The organism is Brevundimonas sp. (assembly GCF_029946145.1).
Classification (GTDB): Bacteria; Pseudomonadota; Alphaproteobacteria; order Caulobacterales; family Caulobacteraceae; genus Brevundimonas.
Map to the genome: position 1 here is coordinate 1 of NZ_JAQSDY010000003.1, position 21523 is coordinate 21523.

Annotated in this window: 23 protein-coding genes and 1 tRNA gene; 7 read left to right on the forward strand and 17 right to left on the reverse strand. The window is 68.9% G+C overall.

What is annotated here, in order from left to right; genetic code table 11:
* Positions 1 to 161: 161 nt before the first annotated feature.
* Complete coding sequence (locus PSV23_RS00385; protein ID WP_235561751.1) at positions 162 to 281, forward strand: hypothetical protein; 120 nt, start codon at positions 162 to 164, stop codon at positions 279 to 281.
* Positions 282 to 452: 171 nt separating this feature from the next.
* On the opposite strand, the gene PSV23_RS00390 is transcribed toward PSV23_RS00385, so the two are convergent.
* The 8 genes from PSV23_RS00390 to mce all read right to left on the reverse strand — a co-directional run bounded on the left by PSV23_RS00390 (position 453) and on the right by mce (position 6568).
* The gene (locus tag PSV23_RS00390; RefSeq protein ID WP_300465482.1) at positions 453 to 869 is read right to left on the reverse strand and encodes a hypothetical protein; all 417 of its coding nucleotides are present in this window, start codon (positions 867 to 869) and stop codon (positions 453 to 455) included.
* A gap of 182 nt (positions 870 to 1051) precedes the next feature.
* A complete protein-coding gene (locus tag PSV23_RS00395; RefSeq protein ID WP_300465484.1) occupies positions 1052 to 1753 on the reverse strand; it encodes an ABC transporter ATP-binding protein in 702 nt (233 codons plus the stop codon).
* A complete protein-coding gene (locus PSV23_RS00400) occupies positions 1746 to 3047 on the reverse strand; it encodes a lipoprotein-releasing ABC transporter permease subunit (RefSeq protein WP_300465486.1) in 1302 nt (433 codons plus the stop codon). Before PSV23_RS00400 ends, PSV23_RS00395 begins: the two co-directional genes overlap by 8 nt.
* On the reverse strand, positions 3044 to 4360 hold the full coding sequence (gene proS, locus PSV23_RS00405; protein WP_300465488.1) for a proline--tRNA ligase: 1317 nt from the start codon (positions 4358 to 4360) through the stop codon (positions 3044 to 3046). Before proS ends, PSV23_RS00400 begins: the two co-directional genes overlap by 4 nt.
* A 61-nt stretch (positions 4361 to 4421) precedes the next feature.
* Complete coding sequence (locus PSV23_RS00410) at positions 4422 to 5483, reverse strand: acyltransferase (RefSeq protein WP_300465490.1); 1062 nt, start codon at positions 5481 to 5483, stop codon at positions 4422 to 4424.
* A gap of 51 nt (positions 5484 to 5534) precedes the next feature.
* A complete protein-coding gene (locus PSV23_RS00415; protein ID WP_300465492.1) occupies positions 5535 to 5873 on the reverse strand; it encodes a DUF3088 family protein in 339 nt (112 codons plus the stop codon).
* 9 nt (positions 5874 to 5882) lie between these two features.
* Positions 5883 to 6143, reverse strand: a complete 261-nt coding sequence (locus tag PSV23_RS00420) for a DUF1467 family protein (RefSeq protein WP_300465494.1) — start codon at positions 6141 to 6143, stop codon at positions 5883 to 5885.
* Positions 6143 to 6568, reverse strand: coding sequence for a methylmalonyl-CoA epimerase (mce, locus tag PSV23_RS00425; protein ID WP_300465496.1), 426 nt, complete (start codon positions 6566 to 6568; stop codon positions 6143 to 6145). The genes PSV23_RS00420 and mce overlap by 1 nt, the downstream gene beginning before the upstream one ends.
* 152 nt (positions 6569 to 6720) lie before the next feature.
* Between mce and PSV23_RS00430 the strand changes: the two genes are divergently transcribed.
* Positions 6721 to 7527 (forward strand): hypothetical protein, encoded by an 807-nt coding sequence (locus PSV23_RS00430; RefSeq protein ID WP_300465498.1) that lies wholly within the window; start codon positions 6721 to 6723, stop codon positions 7525 to 7527.
* Positions 7528 to 7567: 40 nt separating this feature from the next.
* On the opposite strand, the gene PSV23_RS00435 is transcribed toward PSV23_RS00430, so the two are convergent.
* From PSV23_RS00435 to rpsB, 5 genes are all read right to left on the reverse strand, one after another.
* Positions 7568 to 8536, reverse strand: coding sequence for a M20/M25/M40 family metallo-hydrolase (locus PSV23_RS00435; RefSeq protein WP_300465500.1), 969 nt, complete (start codon positions 8534 to 8536; stop codon positions 7568 to 7570).
* Between the two features lie 85 nt (positions 8537 to 8621).
* Entirely contained in the window at positions 8622 to 9185 is a 564-nt protein-coding gene (locus PSV23_RS00440; protein WP_300465502.1) for a hypothetical protein, read from the reverse strand.
* A 91-nt stretch (positions 9186 to 9276) separates the two neighbouring features.
* Positions 9277 to 9681 (reverse strand): hypothetical protein, encoded by a 405-nt coding sequence (locus PSV23_RS00445; protein ID WP_300465504.1) that lies wholly within the window; start codon positions 9679 to 9681, stop codon positions 9277 to 9279.
* A gap of 199 nt (positions 9682 to 9880) precedes the next feature.
* Positions 9881 to 10822 carry a translation elongation factor Ts gene (gene tsf, locus PSV23_RS00450; protein ID WP_300465506.1) on the reverse strand — a complete coding sequence of 314 codons (942 nt, stop codon included), beginning with the start codon at positions 10820 to 10822 and terminating at the stop codon, positions 9881 to 9883.
* A 92-nt stretch (positions 10823 to 10914) separates the two neighbouring features.
* Entirely contained in the window at positions 10915 to 11850 is a 936-nt protein-coding gene (gene rpsB, locus PSV23_RS00455; RefSeq protein ID WP_300465508.1) for a 30S ribosomal protein S2, read from the reverse strand.
* Positions 11851 to 12070: 220 nt separating this feature from the next.
* Here rpsB and PSV23_RS00460 point away from each other — a divergent pair, with 220 nt between their 5' ends.
* Positions 12071 to 12805: a hypothetical protein gene (locus PSV23_RS00460; protein ID WP_300465510.1), complete on the forward strand. Its 735-nt coding sequence runs from the start codon at positions 12071 to 12073 to the stop codon at positions 12803 to 12805.
* Positions 12802 to 13680 carry a M23 family metallopeptidase gene (locus PSV23_RS00465; protein ID WP_300465511.1) on the forward strand — a complete coding sequence of 293 codons (879 nt, stop codon included), beginning with the start codon at positions 12802 to 12804 and terminating at the stop codon, positions 13678 to 13680. Before PSV23_RS00460 ends, PSV23_RS00465 begins: the two co-directional genes overlap by 4 nt.
* Positions 13681 to 13696: 16 nt before the next feature.
* Here PSV23_RS00465 and PSV23_RS00470 read toward each other — a convergent pair whose 3' ends face one another.
* A complete protein-coding gene (locus tag PSV23_RS00470; RefSeq protein ID WP_300465513.1) occupies positions 13697 to 14077 on the reverse strand; it encodes a gamma-glutamylcyclotransferase family protein in 381 nt (126 codons plus the stop codon).
* Between the two features lie 64 nt (positions 14078 to 14141).
* A complete protein-coding gene (gene hrpB / locus PSV23_RS00475) occupies positions 14142 to 16580 on the reverse strand; it encodes an ATP-dependent helicase HrpB (protein WP_300465515.1) in 2439 nt (812 codons plus the stop codon).
* A gap of 211 nt (positions 16581 to 16791) precedes the next feature.
* On the opposite strand from hrpB, the gene PSV23_RS00480 reads away from it, so the two are divergent.
* From PSV23_RS00480 to PSV23_RS00490, 3 genes are all read left to right on the forward strand, one after another.
* Positions 16792 to 18459, forward strand: a complete 1668-nt coding sequence (locus PSV23_RS00480) for an amino acid permease (protein ID WP_300465517.1) — start codon at positions 16792 to 16794, stop codon at positions 18457 to 18459.
* Between the two features lie 94 nt (positions 18460 to 18553).
* Positions 18554 to 18638 (forward strand) — tRNA-Leu (locus PSV23_RS00485).
* 85 nt (positions 18639 to 18723) lie between these two features.
* Positions 18724 to 19839, forward strand: a complete 1116-nt coding sequence (locus PSV23_RS00490) for a PA0069 family radical SAM protein (protein ID WP_300465519.1) — start codon at positions 18724 to 18726, stop codon at positions 19837 to 19839.
* Here PSV23_RS00490 and PSV23_RS00495 read toward each other — a convergent pair.
* Together PSV23_RS00495 and PSV23_RS00500 are read right to left on the reverse strand one after the other, a co-directional pair.
* Positions 19836 to 20249 carry a hypothetical protein gene (locus PSV23_RS00495; RefSeq protein WP_300465522.1) on the reverse strand — a complete coding sequence of 138 codons (414 nt, stop codon included), beginning with the start codon at positions 20247 to 20249 and terminating at the stop codon, positions 19836 to 19838. The two genes, PSV23_RS00490 and PSV23_RS00495, sit on opposite strands and share 4 nt — an antisense overlap.
* Positions 20250 to 20258: 9 nt before the next feature.
* Positions 20259 to 21503: an RNA methyltransferase gene (locus PSV23_RS00500; RefSeq protein WP_300465525.1), complete on the reverse strand. Its 1245-nt coding sequence runs from the start codon at positions 21501 to 21503 to the stop codon at positions 20259 to 20261.
* Positions 21504 to 21523: the final 20 nt, after the last annotated feature.

Sequence of the window (21523 nt, forward strand, 5' to 3'; positions counted from 1 at the left end):
GAAAGGCAGACGGTTGTAGCTTAACCGGGTGTCCTCGAAACCGGGTGCAGCTCACTATCCCGTCAAGCGAATTTGAGGTGAACACGACTCGCCCTGGCCTGTAGGATGGGGCGAACGCCACCCCCGCCCCTCCCGGCGGCAGGCGTCGCAGGAGAGCGGCCATGGCCAAGGGTCAAGTGAAGAGCAACAAGGAAGTCCGCAAACCCAAGGCCGAAAAGCCCAAGCCGTCCGTGGCGGTCAGCAGCAGCTCGCCGTTCACGACGCCTCCGGGGAAGAAGTAGCCATTCCAGATATCCGCTCATCCCGGCGAAAGCCGGGACCCAGTGTTTTCGCGACGCGCGGTGCGCGGGATCGCCGGTGGATCAAACCGGTAGGACTGTTCGCCCAAAGCACCGGGTCCCGGCTTTCGCCGGGATGAGCGGAATGGGTTGGCCCGAAGGGGGGGGCTGCGGCTAGTCCGCCGCCGTCTCAAGCCGGCGCTCGCACTCGGCGACGCCCGCCGCGGCGCCCGCGTCGGCGTAGAGGGCACGCGCGGCGGTCCAGAGGGCTTCGGCCGCGGCCGGGCGGCGCAGGGCGTCGAGCGCCAGCGCCGTCAGCCGCAGGGCGTTGGCCATGTCGAGCGACGTCCCCTGCCCGTTCGAGCGGTACAGGGCCGCCGCCTGTTCGGCGTGGGCCAGGGCCTGTTCGAGATGATCGGCCTCGCGGTCGATGTCGGACAGGTGGCGCAGGGCGTGGGCCTGCAGCAGGGGCGCGCCGCTTTCGCGGCTGAGGGCGGCGGCGCGGGCGTATGAGTTGCGGGCGTCGAGCGAGCGGCCCTCGGCCATGGCCTCGCGCGCCGTGGTCAGATGGGCCTGGATGGCGTCGGTCATGGGGGCCTGTCTATTTCAATCCGTCACCCTCGGGCTTGTCCCGCGGGGCCATCGTGGAAGATGCGCGACACGCCGTGATGGTCCGGCGACGGTGCAATCCACGACGCAGCCATGCGGGCCACAAATGGGTCCTCGGGACAAGCCCGAGGATGACGGTTGGATTGCGAAGCCGGTCGCTTGACCTAGTAGGCGTGGCTCTCGGCCGGGCGCTCTTCCAGATGGCCGTCCTTGAGGGCGAAGACGCGGTCCATGTGACCGGCCAGCTCCATGTTGTGGGTGGCGATCAGGGCGGCGACGCCGGTGTCCTTGACCAGCCGGTGCAGGGCCTCGAACACGGTCTGGCTGGTGGCGGGGTCAAGGTTGCCAGTCGGCTCGTCGGCCAGCAGCAGGCGCGGGCGGTTGGCGAGGGCCCGGGCGACGGCGACGCGCTGCTGCTCCCCCCCCGACATCTGGGCCGGCTGGTGGGTCAGGCGTTCGCCGAGGCCGAGGGCGGTCAGCACCTCGGAGGCGCGCGCGCGGGCCTCGGGCTGTTTCACCCCGGCGATGCGCAGCGGCAGGGCGACGTTGTCGCGGGCGTCGAACTCGGGCAGCAGGTGGTGGAATTGGTAGACGAAGCCGATCTTCGCCAGCCTGATGTGGGTGCGGGCGCGTTCGTCCAGCCTGCCGACGTCCTCGCCGTCGATGAGTATCTGACCCGAGGTCGGCCGCTCCAGCAGGCCGGCGGCGTGCAGCAGGGACGACTTGCCCGAGCCGGAGGGGCCGATCAGGCCGACGACCTCGCCCGGACGCACGTCCAGATCGACGCCCCGGAGCACTGTCAGGGGGCCGGCGGCGGACTCGTAGGTGCGGGTCAGGCCGCGGACCGACAGGACGGGGTTACTCATACCGAAGCGCCTCGACCGGATCCATTTTCGCGGCCCGCCACGACGGCAGCAGGCTGGCGATACAGCTCATGAACAGGGACCAGACGGTGACCCAGAAGACGTCGCCCGGATCGACCAGGGCGGGCACGGCGTCCAGCATGTAGACGTCGGCGTTGAACAGCTGGACCCCCAGCAGGGCCTCGAGGAAATGCTGGATGGCCCCGATGTTCAGGCAGAAGACGAGACCCAGGAACAGGCCTGTGGCCGTGCCGGCCACGCCGATCGCGGCGCCGGCGACGAAGAAGACGCGCAGCATCGACATCTGACTGGCCCCGACCGTGCGCAGGATGGCGATGTCGCGGGTCTTGTTCTTCACCAGCATGACGATGCCGGAGATGATGTTCAGGGCGGCGATGGCGACGACGAGGCCGAGGATGATGCTCATCGCCACCCGCTCGACCTTCAGCGCGCCCCAGAAGGCGGCCAGCCGGTCGCGCCAGTCGCTGACGATGGCGTTGGGGCCGGCGGCCGCGCGGACGGCGGGATAGAGGTCGGCCACTTGGTCAGGCTTGGCGACCTTCATCTCGATCACGTCCCAGACGCCTTCCTTGGCGAAGAAGAGCTGGGCCTGTTCCAGCGGCATGAAGATGAAGGCGCGGTCGAAGTCGGCGGTGCCCGAGGTGAAGACGCCGCCTATGCGATAGGTCTTCTCCAGCCCGCCCAGATTGCCGAAGGCGCTGTCGGCCCCGGTCGGGGAATACAGGGTGATCGGGTCGCCGACCCTCAGACCCATGCCCTCGGCCAGGGCCTTGCCGATGATGACGTTGTCGCCGCCGTAGGCGCCCTGACCGAAGGTGCGCTTCGCCTCGGTCGACAGGCTGTCGTGGACATAGGACATGGAGCCCAGGTCCTGCGGGCGGATGCCGCGCACGACGGCGCCGGTCGTCTGGCCGGCGGCGCGGACGAGGCTCTGGTTCTCGATCACGGGGGTGACGCTGATGACGCCGGGGACGCGGCTGATGCGCTGGACCGCGGCGTCGCGTTCCGGGTCGTTCAGGATCTGGCCCTGGACGTACATGTGGCCGTTGAAGGACAGCATGCGGCTGAGCAGTTCGGACCGGAAGCCGGCCATGATGCTCATCACCACGATCAGGGCCATGACCGCCAGCGAGATGGCGACATAGGAGATGATGGCGATCAGGGCGATGCCGCCCTCCTTCCGCCGGGCGCGCAGGTAGCGCAGCGCCAGCTCGATCTCCCAGCCGGAGAAGGGCCCGGCCGGCTTCGTCGGTTTCGCCGCCGTGACGTCTGTCATCCGCGAACCTTGGCCAGGGCCTCGCCCAGCGGGACGGAGACCTTCTCGCCGGTCGCGCGGCGCTTCAGCTCGACAACCCCGTCGGCGAGGCCCTTGGGACCGATGGTCAGTTGCCAGGGGATGCCGATCAGGTCGGCGGTGGCGAATTTGCCGCCCGGCCGCTCGTCGGTGTCGTCGTAGAGCACGTCCTTGCCGAGGGCCTCGAGCTTGGCGACGGCCTCCTCGCAGGCGGCGCAGACCGCCTCGTCGTTGGCGCGCAGGTTGATGACCACCACGTCGAACGGGGCGACGGAGTCCGGCCAGATGATGCCGCTGTCATCGTGGCTGGCCTCGATGATGGCGCCCAGCAGGCGCGACACGCCGACGCCGTAGCTGCCCATGTGGACGTCGGCGTCCTTGCCGTCGGGGCCGGCGACCTTCGCCTTCATGGGAGCGGAGTATTTGGTGCCGAAATAGAAGATGTGGCCGACCTCGATGCCGCGGGCGGTGAGGCGGTCGGCCTCGGCCGTCTCGCTCTCGAACCGGGCGGCGTCGTGCATTTCCTCGGTGGCGGCGTACAGGCCGGTGCGCGCGTCGACGAGGGCCTGCAGGTCGTCCCAGTCGACGCCCGTGCCGGGCGCGCCCATCTCGACCAGCTTGCGGTCGCAGAAGACCTGGCTTTCGCCGGTCTCGGCCAGGACGATGAACTCGTGGCTCAGGTCGCCGCCGATCGGGCCGGTGTCGGCGCGCATCGGCACGGCCTTCAGCCCCATGCGGGCGAAGGTGTTCAGATAGGCCACGAACATGCGGTTGTAGGCCTTGCGCGCCGAGGCCTCGTCGATGTCGAAGGAATAGGCGTCCTTCATCAGGAACTCGCGCCCGCGCATGACGCCGAAGCGGGGCCGGCGCTCGTCGCGGAATTTCCACTGGATGTGGAAGAGGTTGAGCGGCAGCGCCTTGTAGCTCTTCACAAAGCCGCGGAAGATGTCGGTGATCATCTCCTCGTTGGTGGGGCCGTACAGCAGTTCGCGCTCATGCCGGTCCGTGATGCGCAGCATCTCGGGGCCGTAGGCGTCATACCGCCCCGACTCCCGCCATAGATCGGCCAGCTGCAGGGTCGGCATCAGCAGTTCGACGGCCCCTGCCCGCTCCTGCTCCTCGCGGACGATCTGCTCGATCCGGTTCAGCACCCGCAGGCCCAGCGGCAGCCAGGCGTAGATGCCTGCGGCCTCCTGTTTGATCATCCCGGCGCGCAGCATCAGCTGGTGCGAGACGATCTGGGCGTCCGAGGGCGCTTCTTTCAGCGTGGGGAGGAAATAGCGCGACAGGCGCATGAGTCGGTATCCGGCAAGCAGGGCGTGGAACAGTGCTTTAGCCGGGACGGAGGGGCGAAAGCTAGGCGGTCAGCGGCGCGCGGCGTCTTTGTTGCAACATTCGCCCGAGCAAGGCGCGCGCTGGCGGATCGAACCAGCGCCCCGCGACGAACGCCGCGACGAGGCTGGCGGCTCCGGCAACGATTTCGCTCAGAGGCACATCGCCGAACTGCATCTTGGCGACCATGAGGAACGGCCCGTGCAAGATGTAGAGCGGATACGACAGGGCGGCGACGAAGGCTGCTGCGGTTTGCAGTCGGGGCGACAGGCGCGCGGTCACGGCGGCGACCACGATGAACGGCAGGACGAACAGGACCGCCACGGCGTCAACCAGGCCGTTCCAGCGGCCGAGGTCCGGCGCCACGACCATAGCGATGAAGGCCGCGACGATCAGGGCGACAGGCCAGCGCAAGGTCAGTCGTCCGGCGATCCACATCCGGTGCAGCAATAAGCCGAGTGGGAAACCGAACGCGATTCTGGCCAGACCGCCCGCAAGAGACCAGCCGCGCTGGCCGATCGAGCCCTTTTCAGCCATCAGGAAGGCAACCAGCACCGCCGCCGCGCCCAAGCCGACAACGACCTTGAGCGCCCGGTCGCTGAGCCGGCTCGCAGCGAAGGCGTAGACGATGTTGGCCGCCATCTCGAAGAACAGTGACCATCCGGGCGGGTTGAGCGTGAAGACCTGCGAGTTCGCGTCCAGCGGCGTCGGAATCATCATCGCGGCTGCGGCGAAAAGCACCCCGAGGCCGATGACACCCCCGGCGTCGTTGATTGCTCCGGCGTAAACGGCGGCGCCGATGCAGGTGCCCAGCATGTACAGCGGCCACAGACGGACGATCCGCGCCCTGATGAAGGCGCCCGGGCTCCAGCCGGCCCTGAGCCGTCCCTCGTAGGCGTGGGCCACCACGAAGCCGGACATGATGAAGAACAGATCGACCGCGATATAACCGTGGAAAACCAGATGGCGCAGCGACGAAATGTGCAGGATCAGCACCACCAGCGCCGCCACGCCGCGCAGACCGTCCAGCGCCATGAAGCGGCCGTCGGCCGAAATCGGCGAGTGCAGGTCGGACGCGGCGGTCATCCCGTCAACCTGACGCGCCTGTATTAAGGCGTGGTTTCCAGCTTGCGCGCTTCAGGGATGCGGCAGGCCGATGCCGTATCTGGCGGCCAGATAGGGGATGATGGCCTCGTCCTGCAGGAAGCGTTTGCCGGTTGTTTCGCTGGTCTGCGCCTCGGGCCAGTCGAAGGTCTCGTCGAGGATCAGGATCGGGCAGCTCTGATGGTCTTCGCCGACCAGTTCGATGACGGGCGGGCGCGGGCGCGGGTGGTCAAGATAGGTGATATCGAGCTGTTCGCGCAGAGCTGGATAGAAGGCCAGAACGCCTTCGATGACCGCGCCGGCGGGGCAGTACCACGGACCGCCCTGTTCGTCGGTCCAGCCGGGATTGAGCACAAACAGGCGGTCGGTCATCGAGCGATCCTAAACCGGCGGGGCGAGGTCCGGCAACGGCATCCAGCCGATGAAGACGAGGACCATCACCAGAGCCCAGACCACGGCCGCGACCCACGTCGTGGTGATGAATTTGCGCTTCAGGTCCGGCTTCTCGGGCGAGCCCCACTGGGCCCCGTCGGTCGGCGGCTCGTGCCGCTCTTTCGAGGTACCCAGCGGCAGGACGGCGAACAGCACCGTCCACCAGCAGACGAGGTAGATGGCCAGCATGGTGACCGGGCCGATCGGCATCAGTGCGCTCCGTCTTTCGGTGTTTCCATCAGTTCGACCAGCACCCCGCCCATGTCCTTCGGGTGGAGGAAGATGATCGGCGTGCCGTGCGCGCCGATGCGCGGCTCGCCCGTACCGAGGATGGTCGCCCCCTTCGCCCGCAGGGCGTCGCGGGCGGCGAGGATGTCCTCGACCTCGAAACAGACGTGGTGCTGCCCGCCCTTTGGGTTTTTGGCGAGAAAGCCGTGGATCGGGCTGTCGTCGCCCAGCGGCTCGATCAGCTCGATCTGGGCGTTGGGCAGGTCGATGAAACAGACCCGCACCCCCTGGGCTGGCAGGTCGAAGGGCGCGTGCGCCTTCGTGGCGCCGAGCAGGTCCCGGTACAGGGCGACACTGGCCTCGATGGACGGCGTCGCGACGCCGACGTGGTTCAGTCTTCCGATCATGCAGATGCCTTAGACCGTGTCGGCGCGCGCGAGAAGGCGGGCGGTTCGTCGCGCCGAGCGGATTGACGCCCTGGACATTTGCATATCCGCTGTGAGTGACAGGGCGAAGCCCCAAGCAGGTCGGCGACCTCGCAGTATCGGAGAGATCCAGAATGATTTTCCTGTGGCTGGCCGTCGCCGCGTTCCAGCAGTCACCGATGGTCGAGGTGACGCGCGAGCGCATCGAGTTGACACTCGATCAGCAACGGGCCTTCGCGGCCGTCTCCCGGTTCGGCGTCCAGCTCGGACGTTGCCGTCGTTATATGCCGGCGGACCAGATCGCCGCCTTCGAGGCGAGCGCTCCTTCCGGCTTTCCGGTCGAGCAGCCGGGCGGCGAGGGGATCCTCGATCAGATCTTCTACATGTCATACCAGCAAGGGGCCGAAAGCGCAGACGCCGACGATCTCCGGAAGGATCACTGCGCGGCGAGAATGGATGACGCCGCGGCGATGCTCGTGGACGCCGAACCGTTGATCCCCGCCGTCGAAGCGGACATGCCCCCGGTGTCGGCGAGGGTATGGGCCAGGTTCGTGCCGGAGAGCGCCCGCGCGCCGGGAAGGACGCCACGCACGCTCGAGCCCCTCAGGGAGCCGTCCGGCCTCGAACAGCCGATCAGGCCGAACGCCGTTTCGACGGCTCCGACCTGGGCCGAGACGCCCCGGCTGGCCATGCCCGCGGCCGCCCTGAACCTCAGCGAGGGTGCCGCCCACATCGAGTGCATCGTCACCGTCGAGGGCCGGGCAAGAGCTTGCCAGCTGCTCCGCGAGTCCGTTGCTGGCATGGGTCTGGGCGAAGCGGCGCTCGCTGCCGAGGGGACCTACCGCTTCCATCCCAGAACGGTCGACGGACAGGCTGTGGAGGCGCGCGCGGCCTTCACCATCCGCTTCAGGAACAAGGACCGGATCATCGAGGTCCGGTAATTACGGCGCGGCGACGTCCGTGCCCGGGACGCCGCAGCCCTTACTCCCCGCCCGGATACGCGAACGGATCGCTGGCGGTCGGCCGCGTCGGCAGTGGCATGCGCGGCAGGGGCTCGTCGCTGTTGGCGGCGTTGAGCAGGAAGCTGGCCAGGATCACCGCCGCCTGACGCAGGTCGTCGGGCCGCAGGTGGTCGTAGCTGTCGATCGAGGTGTGGTGCAGGCGGCTGCCGTAGTCGAGCGGATCCTGGATGAACTGGTAGCCGGGCACGCCCACCGTCTGCATGTAGACGTGGTCGGTGCCGCCCGAGGGCCGCAATGACACGGTCGAGGCGCCCATGCTTTCAAACGGCTGGAGCCAGTCCTGGAAGATCGGGGCGGCGGCGACATTGCCCTCGGCGTTGATGCCGCGAATCCTGCCCGAGCCGTTGTCCAGGTTGAAGTAGGCGACGAGGTCGCGATAGCCTTCGCGCGGCTGGATCGGCCAGCGGGCGCGCCAGGTCTGGCCGTTCGGTCGCGAGGCCAGGGCGGGATCGCTCGACGCCGCGCGCGTGGCGAGGTGGCGGTCCACATAGGCCAGCGAACCGAGAATGCCCTGCTCTTCCCCGCTCCACAGGGCGAACCGGATGGTGCGTTTCGGGCGGACGCCCAGCGCCCTGAGGATGCGCGCGGCCTCCATGACGACAGCGCTGCCCGCCGCGTTGTCGACGGCGCCGTCGGACGCGACCCAGCTGTCGAGGTGAGCGCCGGCCATGACGTATTCGTCGGTCCGGCCGGTTCCCGGGATGTCGGCGAGGATGTTGTACGCATTGACGTCGTCGTCGTGGAACCGGACCTCGCTCATCAGCTCCAGCGTCGGGGGCGTGTCGGTCCGGGCCAGGCGCGCCAGGCGGCGATAGTCCTCGGCCGCCAGCTCCATGCCCGGAAGCCGCGGCGTGGCGCCGACCTGATGGGTGTAGCCCGTGCCGTGCAGCAGGCCGCCGTCGCGGTTCGACATCCGCACCCAGGCCACGGCCCCCTCCTCGACCAGGAAGGCGTCGAGCCGGGAGGCGAAGTCGGCCCGGCCGGAGCGGGCCGCGCGCTCGGCCGCGTCCGGATCATTGCAGGGGCTGGACGTAGGGGATGCGGCCCGCGAGCTCCTCGTCGGTCAGGCGTCGGAACGGCGCCTCGGTGGGCTCCGATCCCGTGTCCGGACGGGTGATCATCACGATCTTGCCGCGCAACCTGCCGCGCCATTGGTCGAACTGGCCGGCGCTGGTGATCGGAGCCACGATGACGCCGCCACTGACCACGCCGTCGGTCGAGGGCGTCCAGGCGATCGGGATGGCTCGCAGGTCGATCGGGCGGGGCGCGGTCATGCGCACGCTGGAACGGACGATCGACCAGCCGCGGCCGAACTCGAAACCCTCGGCGCGGACATTGGACAGGCCCCAGTCGCGGAAGCGCTGCTGGGTCCAGCGCTCGGCTTCGCGCATCTGCGGGGAGTTGGTCATCCGCCCGCCGATGCGGTCGGTCAGGTGGGCGGCGGTCTGCATGACCTCGCTGTGGTTCAGCCCCTGGTCGATGATGCCGTTGATCGCGACCCGGTCCACCTCCTGGGCGGCGACCGGGGCGGCGGTGAGGATTGCGATGGCGGAAACGGCGACGAGCAGGCGCTTCATTTGGCAGGACCCCTTGGGCGAATCGATCAGGCTTTAGTGCCGCGAGATGGCGACCGTCGCAAACGGGAGAGTCTGACGTCTCGCGGTTCATTCAGGGGCGGATGCGCCCCATCTCGACGCGACGTCGCCACTGACGCTCGTATTCCGCGCTTTTCGCGATCGCTTCCTCCGGCCCCGCGGCGGTGTCGTAAGGGCGCTTGTCATCGCACACGGCGCGAATGAAGTCGTAAGGCGGGCTGGATTCGGGAGGGGGCGGGCCCCATGGCTCGGCCGCTTCTCCCGGCTGCGGGACCGGTCGCAGATTGGTCGTTCCGCAATGCAGTTGTTCGACATAACGGGCGTGTCTGACGACCGCGCCGTCACTCCCGTATTCCAGCGCCGTTAGTCCCTCGACCTGAAGGATCGGGCCGTCTTCGGAGATCACGCGGACGGGCCTGCGATACCACATGTCCGATCCGCGCTGGGCGCCGGGCATTGGCAGGGTCCAACGGACCATCGCCCAGGATTCGACCGGTGTCCCGGCGTCAGGATCCTGGGCGCTTCCAAGAAGCAGAAGCAGAAGAAATGGCGACAACGGTATCCTCCGGCAAAGGTTGAAGCCTATCGATAAGCAGGAGAATAGCCAGATCGGCGTCGGCCCAACAAAAAGGCCGGCGATCGCTCGCCGGCCCCTTCAGTCGGTGTTTGACGGAGGTTTACTGGCCGCTCGACATCTGGGCGACTTCAGTGGCGAAGTCCGGGCCCTCGACCTTTTCGACGCCTTCGCCGAGGGCGAGGCGGACGAAGCCGGCCAGGTGCAGGCCAGGGTGGCCCAGTTCCTTGCCCGCGTCGGCGACCAGCTGCTCGATGGTCACGTCGGGGTTCATGACGAACGGCTGCTTGATCAGCACGACGTCCTTCTGGAACTTGTTGATCTGGCCTTCCACGATCTTGGCGATCATGGCTTCCGGCTTGCCTTCCTCCTTGGCCTTCTCGGTCAGGACCTGACGTTCCTTCTCGATCGCGGCCGGGTCCAGATCGTCCGTGTTCAGCGACAGCGGAGCCGTGGCCGCCACGTGCATGGCGATCTTGCGGCCCAGTTCGCGCAGGGCGGTCTTGTCGCCGCCGCCGTGCAGGGCGACCAGCACGCCGATGCGGCCGAGGCCCGGCGAGACGGCGTTGTGGACGTAGGAGGCGACGACGCCTTCATCGACCGACAGGCGGGCGGCGCGGCGCAGCTGCATGTTCTCGCCGACGGTGGCGATCAGCTGGGTCACTTCGTCCTGGACCGACTTGCCGGCTTCCAGCTCGGCGCCGTGCAGGCCTTCGAGCGTGGCGTGCTCGAGGCCCAGTTCGGCGAATTTCTTGGCGGCGTTCTGGAACAGGTCGTTGCGGGCGACGAAGTCGGTTTCGGCGTTGAACTCGATGGCGGCGCCGACTTCACCGGCTCCGACTTCCTTCGAGGCGACGGCGACCAGGCCTTCGGCGGCGACGCGGTCGGCCTTCTTGGCGGCCTTGGACAGGCCCTTGGCGCGCAGCCAGTCGATCGCGGCGCTGATGTCGCCGCCGGTTTCCTGAAGCGCCTTCTTGCAGTCCATCATGCCGACGCCGGACTTGGCGCGCAGTTCCATCACGAGGGCGGCTGTGATCTCGGCCATGGGGTATCTCCTTGGTATGCGTATGCGGGAACGGCCGGACCCGTTGAGGGGCCCGGCCGCGTATTGATTTCGCCGTCGGGAAGCGGGGTCGTTTAGACCGCGGCTTCCTCGGTTTCGACGGCGTCGTTGGCTTCCGAGGTCGCGGCCTGGGCGGCTTCGTCGGCCACGGCCGGCTCGGCTGCGGGTTCGGCGGCGGCGATCATTTCCTCGGCGACGGCTTCAGCCTCGGCCGGGGCGACCGGGGCTTCAGCAGCCTTCGCGGCCTTCGGAGCCTTGGCTTCGCGCAGCATCGGCTCGTCCGGGTTCACCGCGGCGCCGAGGTCGACGCCGGCCGAAGCCTGACCAGCAGCCAGGCCGTCCAGGACGGCGTCGGCGATCAGGTCGCAATAGGTCTGGATGGCGCGGGCGGCGTCGTCGTTGCCGGGGATCGGATAGGTGATGCCGTCCGGGTCCGAGTTGGTGTCCAGGATGGCGATGATCGGGATGTTCAGCTTGCGGGCTTCAAGGATGGCGATGGCCTCCTTGTTGGTGTCGATCACGAACATGATGTCCGGGATGGAGCCCATGTCCTTGATGCCCCCCAGCGACAGCTCGAGCTTGTCCTTCTCGCGCTGCAGGTTCAGCAGCTCCTTCTTGACGCGGCCGTCGCCGCCGGACTCCAGCAGGCCTTCCAGCTCGCGCAGGCGAGCGATCGAGCCCGACACGGTGCGCCAGTTGGTCAGGGTGCCGCCGAGCCAACGGTTGTTCATGTAATACTGGGCGCAGCGCTTGGCGGCCTCGGCCACCGGATCGGCGGCCTGACGCTTGGTGCCGACGAACAGGACGCGACCGCCCTTGGCGGCGACGTCGCGCACGGCGACCAGCGCCTGGTGCAGCAGCGGGATCGACTGCGACAGGTCGATGATGTGGATGTTCGAGCGCGATCCGAAGATGTAGCGCTCCATCTTCGGGTTCCACCGGTGCGTCTGGTGGCCGAAGTGCGCGCCGGCTTCGAGCAGCGAACGCATGGAGAATTCTGGCAGAGCCATGAGGTTAGTCCTTTATCCGATTGATCCGCCGCAGGCGCTGTAAAGACCGAAGTCCTCGGATCGGAGCGGGCAGGATTTCTCCCTGACCGCGCCACGCCTGCGTGTGAAGTGGGCGGGCATGTAGGCGGGATGGGCGGAAAAGGCAAGCGACGCGTGCGGGCTGCCCTCTCGCAACCTTCGCATAACGGCGCTATGCTCGGTCTCCGGGAGGGTCGATCACATGAACATCCGTACCGGAGTCTTCGCCGGAGGCGTCATTCTGGCCGCCGCCCTGGCGGGCGTGGCCACATCGCAGCAACAACCGCCCTCGCCCGTCGCCGCGGCCCAGGTCGATCTGCCCCGGACGCGCGCGGACAACGCCGCCCTCGCCGCGGCGCAGAAGGAGCCGCTGACCGCCCGGTTGCGCGGCGTGTTGAGCCAGGATTCCGTGTCGAGGCGCGTCCTGACCGTCGCCGACGCCTCGCCCGTGCCGGTGCTGGCGCCCGCGGATCCCGCCTTGCTGCGCACCGCCCGCATCTTCACCGGCGACCGTCACTATATGCTGGTGGTTCAGCGCGGCGCGCAGATCATCGAGATCTACGGCTCGACCAAGGCCTTCCATTCGCCCCTGGCGCCCGCCTCGCCGCAACAATCGCCGACGGCCGCCCTGACCACGGGAACCCTCAGGGCCGTCCGGCCGATGGCGCCGGCGACGATCGCGCGGACCGGCCCCCGCATCGCCGCCGCCCGCGTTCCGCCCGTCGCCTCGCGCGCGGTGGCCCAGGCCCGGACCGAGGGTCTGACCAATGTCCGGACCGAACGCACGGAATACGGTGTCGACGTCACCTTCAGCCGTTTCGGAGCCGCCTATAATGTCAGCTTCATCTGCGAGGGACCCGGCGCGGCGGGGTGCACCGAGCCCGAGGCGATCACCTTCGCCTCGACCCTGCAATTGATCGGCGGAGGCGCGTCGTGAAGCGCCTGACCCTCGCGGCCCTGCTGCTGCTGACGGCCTGCTCGCCCAACGGCTGCGTCCTGGAGCCGGCCGCGCCGGCCGTGAAGACCGATCCGCCGGCGCCAGTCCCGACTCCGACGGAGCCTGCTCCTCCGCCCGGCGAAGTCCCGCCCGCGCCGATACCCGAGCCGGAACCTGTTCCGGAACCGGTGGCGGAGCCCGTGCCCGAGGCTCCGCCCGTTCCGGAACCCGTCAGCTGGCCCCACGACCCGGGCGGCGCCCTGCCCCCGGGTTCGGGCAGCGGGGCGACCGACGCCACCCTGTGGGCCGCGGGCATGCGCTTCCCGATGGAGGCGGGCCCCGCCTACGCCAACTCGCAGGTCTATGGTTACGGCGGGTTCGCCGCCCCGGGGCCGGGCGGCCAGTGCGACGCGCGCAACTACGCCTATCCGTGGCGGGACAATTTCTGCGAGACCCGGTCGTGGACCAATGGCATGTGCCCCGCCGGACGGGGCCACCAGGGCCAGGACATCCGCCCCGCCACCTGCGTGAAGAAGGTGCACTGGATCGTCGCCGCCGAAAGCGGGCGTATCACCTCGATCGGCAGCTACACCGTGACCCTGCTGGGGGATTCAGGCCGCATCTACCGCTATCTGCACATGGACATGGCCGGGGTGAACGCCCTGTTCCCGACCATGGCCTCGCGCAACGTCGAGCGCGGCCAGCAGATCGGCCAGGTGTCGGCGGACTTCGGCGGCAACGCCACGACCATCCATCTGCATTTCGAGATCAAGGCGCCGGTGTCGATCGCCGGCAGTCCGGCCAGCGTCAATTTCGTCCCGACCTACACCAGCCTGGTCGACAGCTATGGCCGGATGCTGAACGGCGGGGCCTGAGACCGCGCCGCCGCTCTCAATCCGCCGGGCGGTTCACATAGACGCTGGCTTCCAGTCCTGAGGCCAGGGTCAGGGTCACGCGGACGTAGTCCGAGGTCTCATAGGCGTCCGCCGCCGCGATCTCGGCGGCGCTCACCCGAAAGACGACGCCCTCGACGCGGTCGTACGGCCTCCCGGTCCTGTGGACGAGCGGATGCCGGTTCGAACCGCTGATCGCGATCACCTCCGGGTCGGTGATCTCGATCATCGAAAGCGCATAGCCTTCCAGCACGTCATCGCGCCCCTCAAGCAGGCGGCCGAAATTGGCCAGTTGCACCTCCGGCTGGCGCAGGGTCCCGTACGAAAACAGCCATTGGTCCGCGTCGGTTGCGAGGTCCGTCGGGTTGGCTTGGGTCATCCGGAAACTCCCTTGAAATGCGAGGCGAGCACGCCCTCGTTTGCAAACAGGCCGGTTCGGCGGGTCAGGTCCCCCGCGGCTTGGCCCGCGAGGTCGCCTCGGCTCCGCCCGGGTCCTCGGGCCAGGGGTGGCGGGGGTAGCGGCCGCGCATCTCGGCCCGCACCGCCGCCCAGCTGCCCGCCCAGAAGCCCGGCAGGTCCTTCGTCACCTGCACCGGCCGCCGCGCCGGCGACAACAGGGCCAGGGTCAGCGGCGTGCGCCCGCCTCCGACCGTCGGATGCGCCTTCACGCCGAACAGCTCCTGCACCCGGATGTCCACGCGCGGTCCGCCATGGGCGGCGTAGTCGATCGCCGCCGAGCCCAACGGCGTGTGCAGTCGCGCCGGCGCCAGCTCGTCCAGAGCGCGCTGCCGGTCCCAGGCGACCAGGGTTCTCAGCCCTGCCTCCAGCGCCCCGTCGGTGACCGCGTCGATCGCCTGCACATTCTCCAGCAACGGCCACAGCCAGGTCTCCCGCGCGGCTCTGAGGCCATCGTCCGACACGTCCGGCCAGCCGGCTTCCAGCGTTGCCAGAAAAGCCAGCCGCGCCCGCAGGCCCGCCGCCCGCTCGCCCCATTTCAGGCCGGCCAGGCCGTCGCGCTCGACTTCGGATTTCAGCGCCGCCGTGATCGCGGCCCGATCGGGCGTGCCGACCACCTTCTCATCGACCACGATCGCGCCGATGCAGCGGACGCGGCGCATCGTCATCCGGCCCGACGGTTCGCGGCTGAGCCGATCCTCGGTCTCGATCCGCCGCTCCAGCGCCGCCGGATCGATCGGCGCAGCCAGCCGGATGCGGTCGCGGGCCCCACTCTCAATATTTGGGCCGCCGCCCAGTTCGGCCACGGCCAGCCAGGGTTCGCGCGCCAGCAGATCAGTCGGCTCCACGAAGGCTCCGCGACCCGAAGCCAGCAGGACCTCGCCCGGTTTGCCCCGCGCCTTCGCCACGCGTTCCGGAAACGCCTCGGCCAGCAGGCCTCCGGGGTCCGCCTCGCCGCCCTGCCCGCCGCCAGCCACGCGCATCCAGCGGTCAGCCAGCTTCATTGCATCGCGCGCCCTCTGCGACCGGTCGCGCGCCAGTTCCCGCAACCGTTCGCGCAGGTCGACGTCGTTACCGCCCAGCCCGGGCTCGCTCAGCACCGCCGCCATCCGCGCGCCCAGCGCCGCGTCGCCGGCGTCGCTCGCGACGGCGACCATGTGCGCCAGACGCGGCGGCAGCGGGATGCGGGTCATCCTGTGCCCGTGCGCCGTCAAGGCGCCGTCGTCATCCAGCGCATCCAGCCGCCGCAGCACCTTGCGCGCCTCGGCGAAGGCCCCCGCCGGCGGCTGATCCAGCAGGGCGAGCCCGTCCGTCGTCCGCGCGCCCCACCGCGCCAGATCCAGGGCGAAGGCCGTCAGGTCGCCTTCCAGAATTTCCGGGCGCTGGTGCGGGACCAGGCCGCGCGACGCAGCCTCGTCCCAGAGGCGGTAGCAGACGCCCGGCTCGACGCGTCCGGCCCGGCCGCGCCGTTGTTCCGCTGATGACCGGCTGACCCGCACCGTCGCGAGCCGCGTCAGTCCGCTGGACGCCTCGAACCGGGGCACGCGCGACAGGCCGCCGTCGATGACCACGCGCACGCCTTCGATGGTCAGGCTGGTCTCGGCCACCGCGGTCGCCAGAACCACCTTGCGCCGTCCGGGCCCGGCTGGCCGGATGGCGCGATCCTGGTCCTTCGCGTCGAGCGCGCCGTACAGGGGGGCGATGTCGACGGACGGGTCGCGCACCGCGTCCTTCAGGCGCTGGGCGGTGCGATGGATTTCGCCCTGCCCCGGCAGGAAGACCAGCACCGAGCCCGTCTGTTCGTTCAGGGCCAGCCGGACCGCCCGGGTCACGGCCTCCTCGATCCGTTCGGCGGCGTTGCGGCCCAGGTAACGGGTCTCGACCGGGAACATCTGGCCCTCGGCCTCGATCACGGGAGCCCCGCCCAGCAAGCCCGACACACCCGCGATATCCAGCGTCGCCGACATGACCAGCAGTCGCAGGTCCTCGCGCAACAGGCCCTGACTTTCCCGCGCCAGGGCCAGCCCCAGGTCCGCATCCAGCGAGCGTTCGTGGAATTCGTCGAACAGGACGGCGCCGACGCCCTCCAGCCCCGGGTCGTCCAGAATCATGCGGGTGAAGACGCCCTCGGTGATGACCTCGATCCGGGTGCGCGGCCCGATCCGGCTCTGCAGGCGGGTGCGGTATCCGACGGTGTCGCCGGCCTGTTCCCCCAGCGACGACGCCATCCGCTCCGCCGCCGCCCGAGCCGCCAGCCGCCGCGGTTCCAGCACCAGCACCTTGCCGCCGCCCAGCCACGGCTCGCCCAGCAGGGCCAGGGGCACGACCGTGGTCTTGCCGGCGCCCGGCGGCGCGGCCAGCACGGCGACATTGCCCGCCGACAGGGCGGCCTTCAGCGGTTCCAGGACGGCGTGGATGGGCAGCATCAAGGGGCGAAGCTCGGTCCGGGGCTGTGCGCGCGAGGTCAGGCTCAACTAGCGTGAAGCGACGCGCGGGACCACGAATCCCTTTCACGAAAGCGTCTCCGCTCCTTCATCAATCGGAAACCGCGTTGCCAGCGCGATCATGCGCCGCTAGCGTCCGCGCCATTGAAGGCGGTCCGGGGAGGACTCGCCGTGTATCAGGGGGCGAGACTCGATGTCCGCAGAAGGCCTTAGGCCCAAGGGGAACCGCCTGTTCCTCAAGAAATCCGTAGCCCAGATCCAGAAGGAAGCGGCCAGGAGCGAGCTGAAGCGCTCGCTGGGCCCCATCAATCTGATGAGCCTGGGCATCGGCGCCATCATCGGCGCCGGTATTTTCGTTCTGACCGGCCAGGTCGCCGCCGCCCACGCGGGTCCGGCGATCATGCTCAGCTTCGTCGTCGCCGGCATCGCCTGCGGCCTGGCGGGCCTGTGTTACGCCGAACTGGCCTCGACCATGCCGGTCTCCGGCTCGGCCTATACCTATGCCTATGGCACCCTGGGCGAGGTCTTCGCCTGGATCATGGGCTGGCTGCTGGTGCTCGAATACGGCGTCGCGGCCTCGACCGTCGCGGTCGGCTGGTCCGGCTATGTCGTCTCCATCCTGCGGGACTTCGGGGTGGCCGACAGCCTGTTCCCGATGATCCAGTACGCGGGCGGCGAAGGCCCCTCCTGGGCCACGCCGCTGATCCAGGCCGTGACCTCGGACACGGGCGTCGCCAGCTTCCCGCTGACCGGCACCTTCAACCTGGTCGCCGCCATCGGCATCGCCGCGGTCTGCAGCCTGCTGGTCCTGGGCGTCAGCGAGTCCGCCTCGATCAACAACGTCATCGTGATGATCAAGATCGTCGTCCTGCTGACCTTCATCGCGGTCGGGGTCCAGTACATCAACCCGGCCAACTGGGTGCCCTTCATCCCCGAGAACACGACCGGCAAGTTCGGCGAATACGGGGCGACCGGCATCCTGCGGGGCGCCTCGATCATCTTCTTCGCCTACGTCGGTTTCGAAGCGGTCTCGACCGCGGCGGCCGAGGCCAAGAACCCGTCCAAGGATGTCCCCGTCGGCATCCTGGGCGCCCTGATCGTCTGCACCCTGATCTACATGGCCGTCGCGGCGGTCATGACCGGCGTTGTGCCCTACCTCGAGCTGGCCAGCCCCGCGCCGGTGGCCGTGGCCATCGACCGCATGGGTCTGGAATGGGCCGACACGCCGTTCCTGACGCCGGACGGCAGCCCGCTGAACCTGATCAGCTTCCTGATCAAGGTCGGCGCCATCACCGGCCTGTCCTCGGTCATGCTGGTGCTGTGCTACGGCCAGACGCGCATCTTCTACACCATGGCGCGTGACGGCCTGCTGCCGCGCGCCTTCGCCGTCATCCATCCGAAGTTCCGCACCCCGTGGATCGGCACCATCCTGCTGGGCATACTGATCGCCATCGCGGCGTCCTTCCTGCCCATCTCGATCCTCGGCGACCTGGTGTCCCTGGGTACGGCCGTGGCCTTCTCGATCGTGTGCCTGAGCGTGATCTTCCTGCGCATCAAACATCCGGAGATGGAGCGTCCGTTCAAGGTGCCGGGCGGCATCGTCACCGCCGTACTGGGCATCCTGTCCTGCCTGGCGCTGGCGGGCTTCAACTTCTGGCCGATGATCCAGCACGCGATGGACGGCAATCCGCTGCCGCTCACCATCCTCGGCTGCTACGCCGCGGTCGGCGCGGTGATCTACATCATCTACGGGTTCTGGAACTCGAAGCTCGCCAAGGGCATCGACATCACCGAGGACGTGAAGCTGGAAAGCGCGACGGACGCCTTCGTCCGCGGCGTGGATCCCAAGCGGGACGACTGATCTCCGGATCAGGCTGAACAAGGCAAAGGCCCGGGAGCAATCCCGGGCCTTTCGCTTTTCCCCCGTCTCGCCTAGAGGCTGTTCCCCTACCTGAGCGGATGTGGCGGAACTGGTAGACGCACCAGATTTAGGTTCTGGCGCCGCGAGGCGTGGAGGTTCGAGTCCTCTCATCCGCACCATCCATTGAAGCCGGCCCTTGCAAGGCCGGTTTTTCATTGTCGATATTGTTCTTGCTTTGTTCCTTTCCATCGTTATCCTCCCTTCATGGCTGAAGCGGTGAAAGGACGGGGCGCGCGATCAAATGCGACGGGCCGGTTCGAACCGGAAACCGTTCAGGCCTTCGACGACGGCTGGACGACCGACGACGCCGAGGCCGCACCCCTGCGCACGACCCTGACGCCGGAGCACGCCCGGACCATCATCGCGAAGAACACCAGTCCGGACATCGGTTTCGACCGGTCCATCAACCCTTACAAGGGCTGCGAACATGGCTGCATCTACTGTTACGCCCGTCCGTCCCATGCCTTCATGGGCCTATCCCCGGGCCTGGATTTCGAGAGCCGACTCTTCTTCAAGCCCGAGGCCGCGCGTCTGCTGGAGCAGGAACTCTCAAAGCCCCGCTACGTCTGCAAACGCATCCACATAGGCGGCAACACCGACCCCTATCAGCCGGTCGAGCGCGAGATGAACTCGACCCGGTCGGTGCTGGAGGTGCTGCAGCGGTTCCGGCACCCGTTCAGCATCATCACCAAGTCGGTGCTGATCACCCGCGACGCCGACATTCTCGGGGCCATGGCAACCGAGGGGCTGGCCTCGGCCTGCGTCTCGATCACCACCCTCGACCGGGGTCTGGCCCGCACCATGGAGCCGCGCGCCTCGACCCCGGCGAAACGGCTCGAGGCGATCAGCCGGCTGTCCGGGGCCGGCGTTCCGGTCACCGTCGGCTTCGCGCCCGTCATCCCCGGCCTCAACGACCACGAACTGGAGGCCGTGCTGGAAGCGGCGGCGAAGGCCGGCGCGGTCTCGGCCATGTATGTGACCCTGCGCCTGCCGCTCGAGATCAAGGACTTGTTTCGCGAATGGCTGGCCGACGCCCGGCCCGACCGCGCCGCCCGGGTCATGTCCCTGATCCGCCAGACGCGGGGCGGCCGCGACTACGACCCCGACTGGTCCCAGCGCATGAAGGGAACCGGCCCGGTCGCCGAACTGATCGGCGCCCGCTTCCGCGCGGCCGTCAAACGGTATGGTCTCGATGCGCCACGCGCACCGCTGGACGAGACGAGATTCCGCGTCCCGGCCGATATGAAGAAACAGATGGACCTGTTCGATCTGCCGGTCTCGCCCCTCCCCTCACCCGAAGAGGTTGGAGGCTTCGGCTAATCCTCGTCCGCGGCGGACGGGTCGATGGCGCTGGTGACCAGATCGCGCCAGGTCGGATCGGTCGCATCGACCAGATCGACGTCCTCCATCAGGGCCACCGCCCCGCCGCCGTCGGGCAGGATCAGGCCCAGGACCTCCATCTCCTCGCCGTCCGGCCCCAGATGCGTCTCGGCCTGCACCGCCACCGCCGCCTGTTCGCCGTCGTCGTCCCACCAGATCACCGGCTGCGGCAGGTCCATGGCGATAGGACGCGGGTCGTCGGTGTCGCCCAGGGCGAAGATCGCCCGGCGCGCCTGAACGTCGTCCAGCGTCGCCACCGCTCCGACGAAAGGTTTCAGCCGGGTCCAGTCCTCGGCGTCGAAGCCGCCGCCGTCCGCGTTTTTATCCTCGTCATGCGGGTCATCGGTCATGGTCATCGCCTATCGTCTGAAAACGCCCACCAGCTCGACATGGGCCGACCACAGGAACTGATCCACCGGCGTGACCCGCTCCAGGCGGAAGCCGGCGTCGATGAGGATGCGCGCGTCGCGGGCGAAGGTCACGGGGTTGCAGGACACGCCAACCACGACCGCCGCCTTCGTCCCCGGCAGCTGCCTCGTCTGTTCGATCGCCCCGGCGCGCGGCGGATCCATCACCACGGCGTCGCAGCCGCGCAGGTCGTAGGGCGCCAGCGGACGGCGGAACAGGTCTCGCGCCTCGGCCGTGATCGCTTTCAGACCCCGGGCCGGACCGACCCCCGCCTTCAGCGCGGCGATCCCCGCCGCCGAGGCGTCGGCCGCCAGCACGGGTGCCACGGAGGCCAGCGGGAAGGTGAAGGTCCCGGCCCCGCAGAACAGGTCGGCGATCTTCCTGGCCCCCCGCACCGCCGCGACCGCGCGTTCGACCATGGCCGCCTCGGCCTCGGGCACGGCCTGCAGGAAGCCCCCCGCAGGCAGGTGCACGGTCGCGGCGCCGAACGCCACCATGGGCTGACGCTCCATCATCAGGGTTTCGCCCGCCAGGCTGAGCCGCGCGAGATCCGCCGCCGCCGCCGCCGCGATGGCGCGCATCCGCGCGTCGCCGGACAGGCCGCCCGAGCGCCGCTCAATCCCCGTCACATCAACGTCCAGCCCGGTCAGGGTCCAGGTCACATGCAGGGTCGGCGCCGACTTTGGGTGCTCCAGAAAGGCTTCCGCGATCCGCCTCAGCGCCGGGAAGGCCGCCACCAGTCGGGGATCGGCCACCGGGCAGGCCGTCACCTCGACCAGCCTCCAGCTCTTGCGCGCCTTGAAGCCCAGCAGAACGCGCCCGTCCTCGCCGCGGCGCGCGTGCAAAGCCAGGCGCCGCCGGGTTCCGGGCGGCACGGCCACCGTCGCCTCGATCTCGGTCTCGATCCGCTCTCGCGCCAGCGCCAGCCGCACCTGTTCGCGCTTCCAGCCCAGATAGGGACCCGCCGCCCAGTGCTGCAGTGAACAGCCGCCGCAGTCGCCATAATGGGGCGATACCGGCGCGATCCGATCGGGACTCGGCGTCAGGATCTCGACAGCGTCCAGACGCCCGTCGCGGATCTCTCCGCGCACGACTTCGCCCGGCAAGGTCAAGGGCGCGAACACCAGCCCCCCGGGCGTCTCGGCGATCCCGTCGCCCTGCCCGCCCACGCGCGCGATCGTCAGCGTCTCCGTCATCGCCCGTTCCTAGAGGCTCC

Coding starts and splice junctions, on each gene's coding strand:
- PSV23_RS00390 (WP_300465482.1), bottom strand. CDS start 869: ATGACCGACGCCATCCAGGCCCATCTGACCACGGCGCGCGAGGCCATG.
- PSV23_RS00490 (WP_300465519.1), top strand. CDS start 18,724: ATGGCTGAAGCGGTGAAAGGACGGGGCGCGCGATCAAATGCGACGGGC.
- PSV23_RS00415 (WP_300465492.1), bottom strand. CDS start 5,873: ATGACCGACCGCCTGTTTGTGCTCAATCCCGGCTGGACCGACGAACAG.
- proS (WP_300465488.1), bottom strand. CDS start 4,360: ATGCGCCTGTCGCGCTATTTCCTCCCCACGCTGAAAGAAGCGCCCTCG.
- PSV23_RS00400 (WP_300465486.1), bottom strand. CDS start 3,047: ATGACAGACGTCACGGCGGCGAAACCGACGAAGCCGGCCGGGCCCTTC.
- PSV23_RS00385 (WP_235561751.1), top strand. CDS start 162: ATGGCCAAGGGTCAAGTGAAGAGCAACAAGGAAGTCCGCAAACCCAAG.
- PSV23_RS00445 (WP_300465504.1), bottom strand. CDS start 9,681: ATGGTCCGTTGGACCCTGCCAATGCCCGGCGCCCAGCGCGGATCGGAC.
- PSV23_RS00420 (WP_300465494.1), bottom strand. CDS start 6,143: ATGCCGATCGGCCCGGTCACCATGCTGGCCATCTACCTCGTCTGCTGG.
- tsf (WP_300465506.1), bottom strand. CDS start 10,822: ATGGCCGAGATCACAGCCGCCCTCGTGATGGAACTGCGCGCCAAGTCC.
- PSV23_RS00495 (WP_300465522.1), bottom strand. CDS start 20,249: ATGACCGATGACCCGCATGACGAGGATAAAAACGCGGACGGCGGCGGC.
- PSV23_RS00470 (WP_300465513.1), bottom strand. CDS start 14,077: ATGACCCAAGCCAACCCGACGGACCTCGCAACCGACGCGGACCAATGG.
- PSV23_RS00440 (WP_300465502.1), bottom strand. CDS start 9,185: ATGAAGCGCCTGCTCGTCGCCGTTTCCGCCATCGCAATCCTCACCGCC.
- mce (WP_300465496.1), bottom strand. CDS start 6,568: ATGATCGGAAGACTGAACCACGTCGGCGTCGCGACGCCGTCCATCGAG.
- PSV23_RS00500 (WP_300465525.1), bottom strand. CDS start 21,503: ATGACGGAGACGCTGACGATCGCGCGCGTGGGCGGGCAGGGCGACGGG.
- rpsB (WP_300465508.1), bottom strand. CDS start 11,850: ATGGCTCTGCCAGAATTCTCCATGCGTTCGCTGCTCGAAGCCGGCGCG.
- PSV23_RS00395 (WP_300465484.1), bottom strand. CDS start 1,753: ATGAGTAACCCCGTCCTGTCGGTCCGCGGCCTGACCCGCACCTACGAG.
- PSV23_RS00480 (WP_300465517.1), top strand. CDS start 16,792: ATGTCCGCAGAAGGCCTTAGGCCCAAGGGGAACCGCCTGTTCCTCAAG.
- hrpB (WP_300465515.1), bottom strand. CDS start 16,580: ATGCTGCCCATCCACGCCGTCCTGGAACCGCTGAAGGCCGCCCTGTCG.
- PSV23_RS00430 (WP_300465498.1), top strand. CDS start 6,721: ATGATTTTCCTGTGGCTGGCCGTCGCCGCGTTCCAGCAGTCACCGATG.
- PSV23_RS00460 (WP_300465510.1), top strand. CDS start 12,071: ATGAACATCCGTACCGGAGTCTTCGCCGGAGGCGTCATTCTGGCCGCC.
- PSV23_RS00410 (WP_300465490.1), bottom strand. CDS start 5,483: ATGACCGCCGCGTCCGACCTGCACTCGCCGATTTCGGCCGACGGCCGC.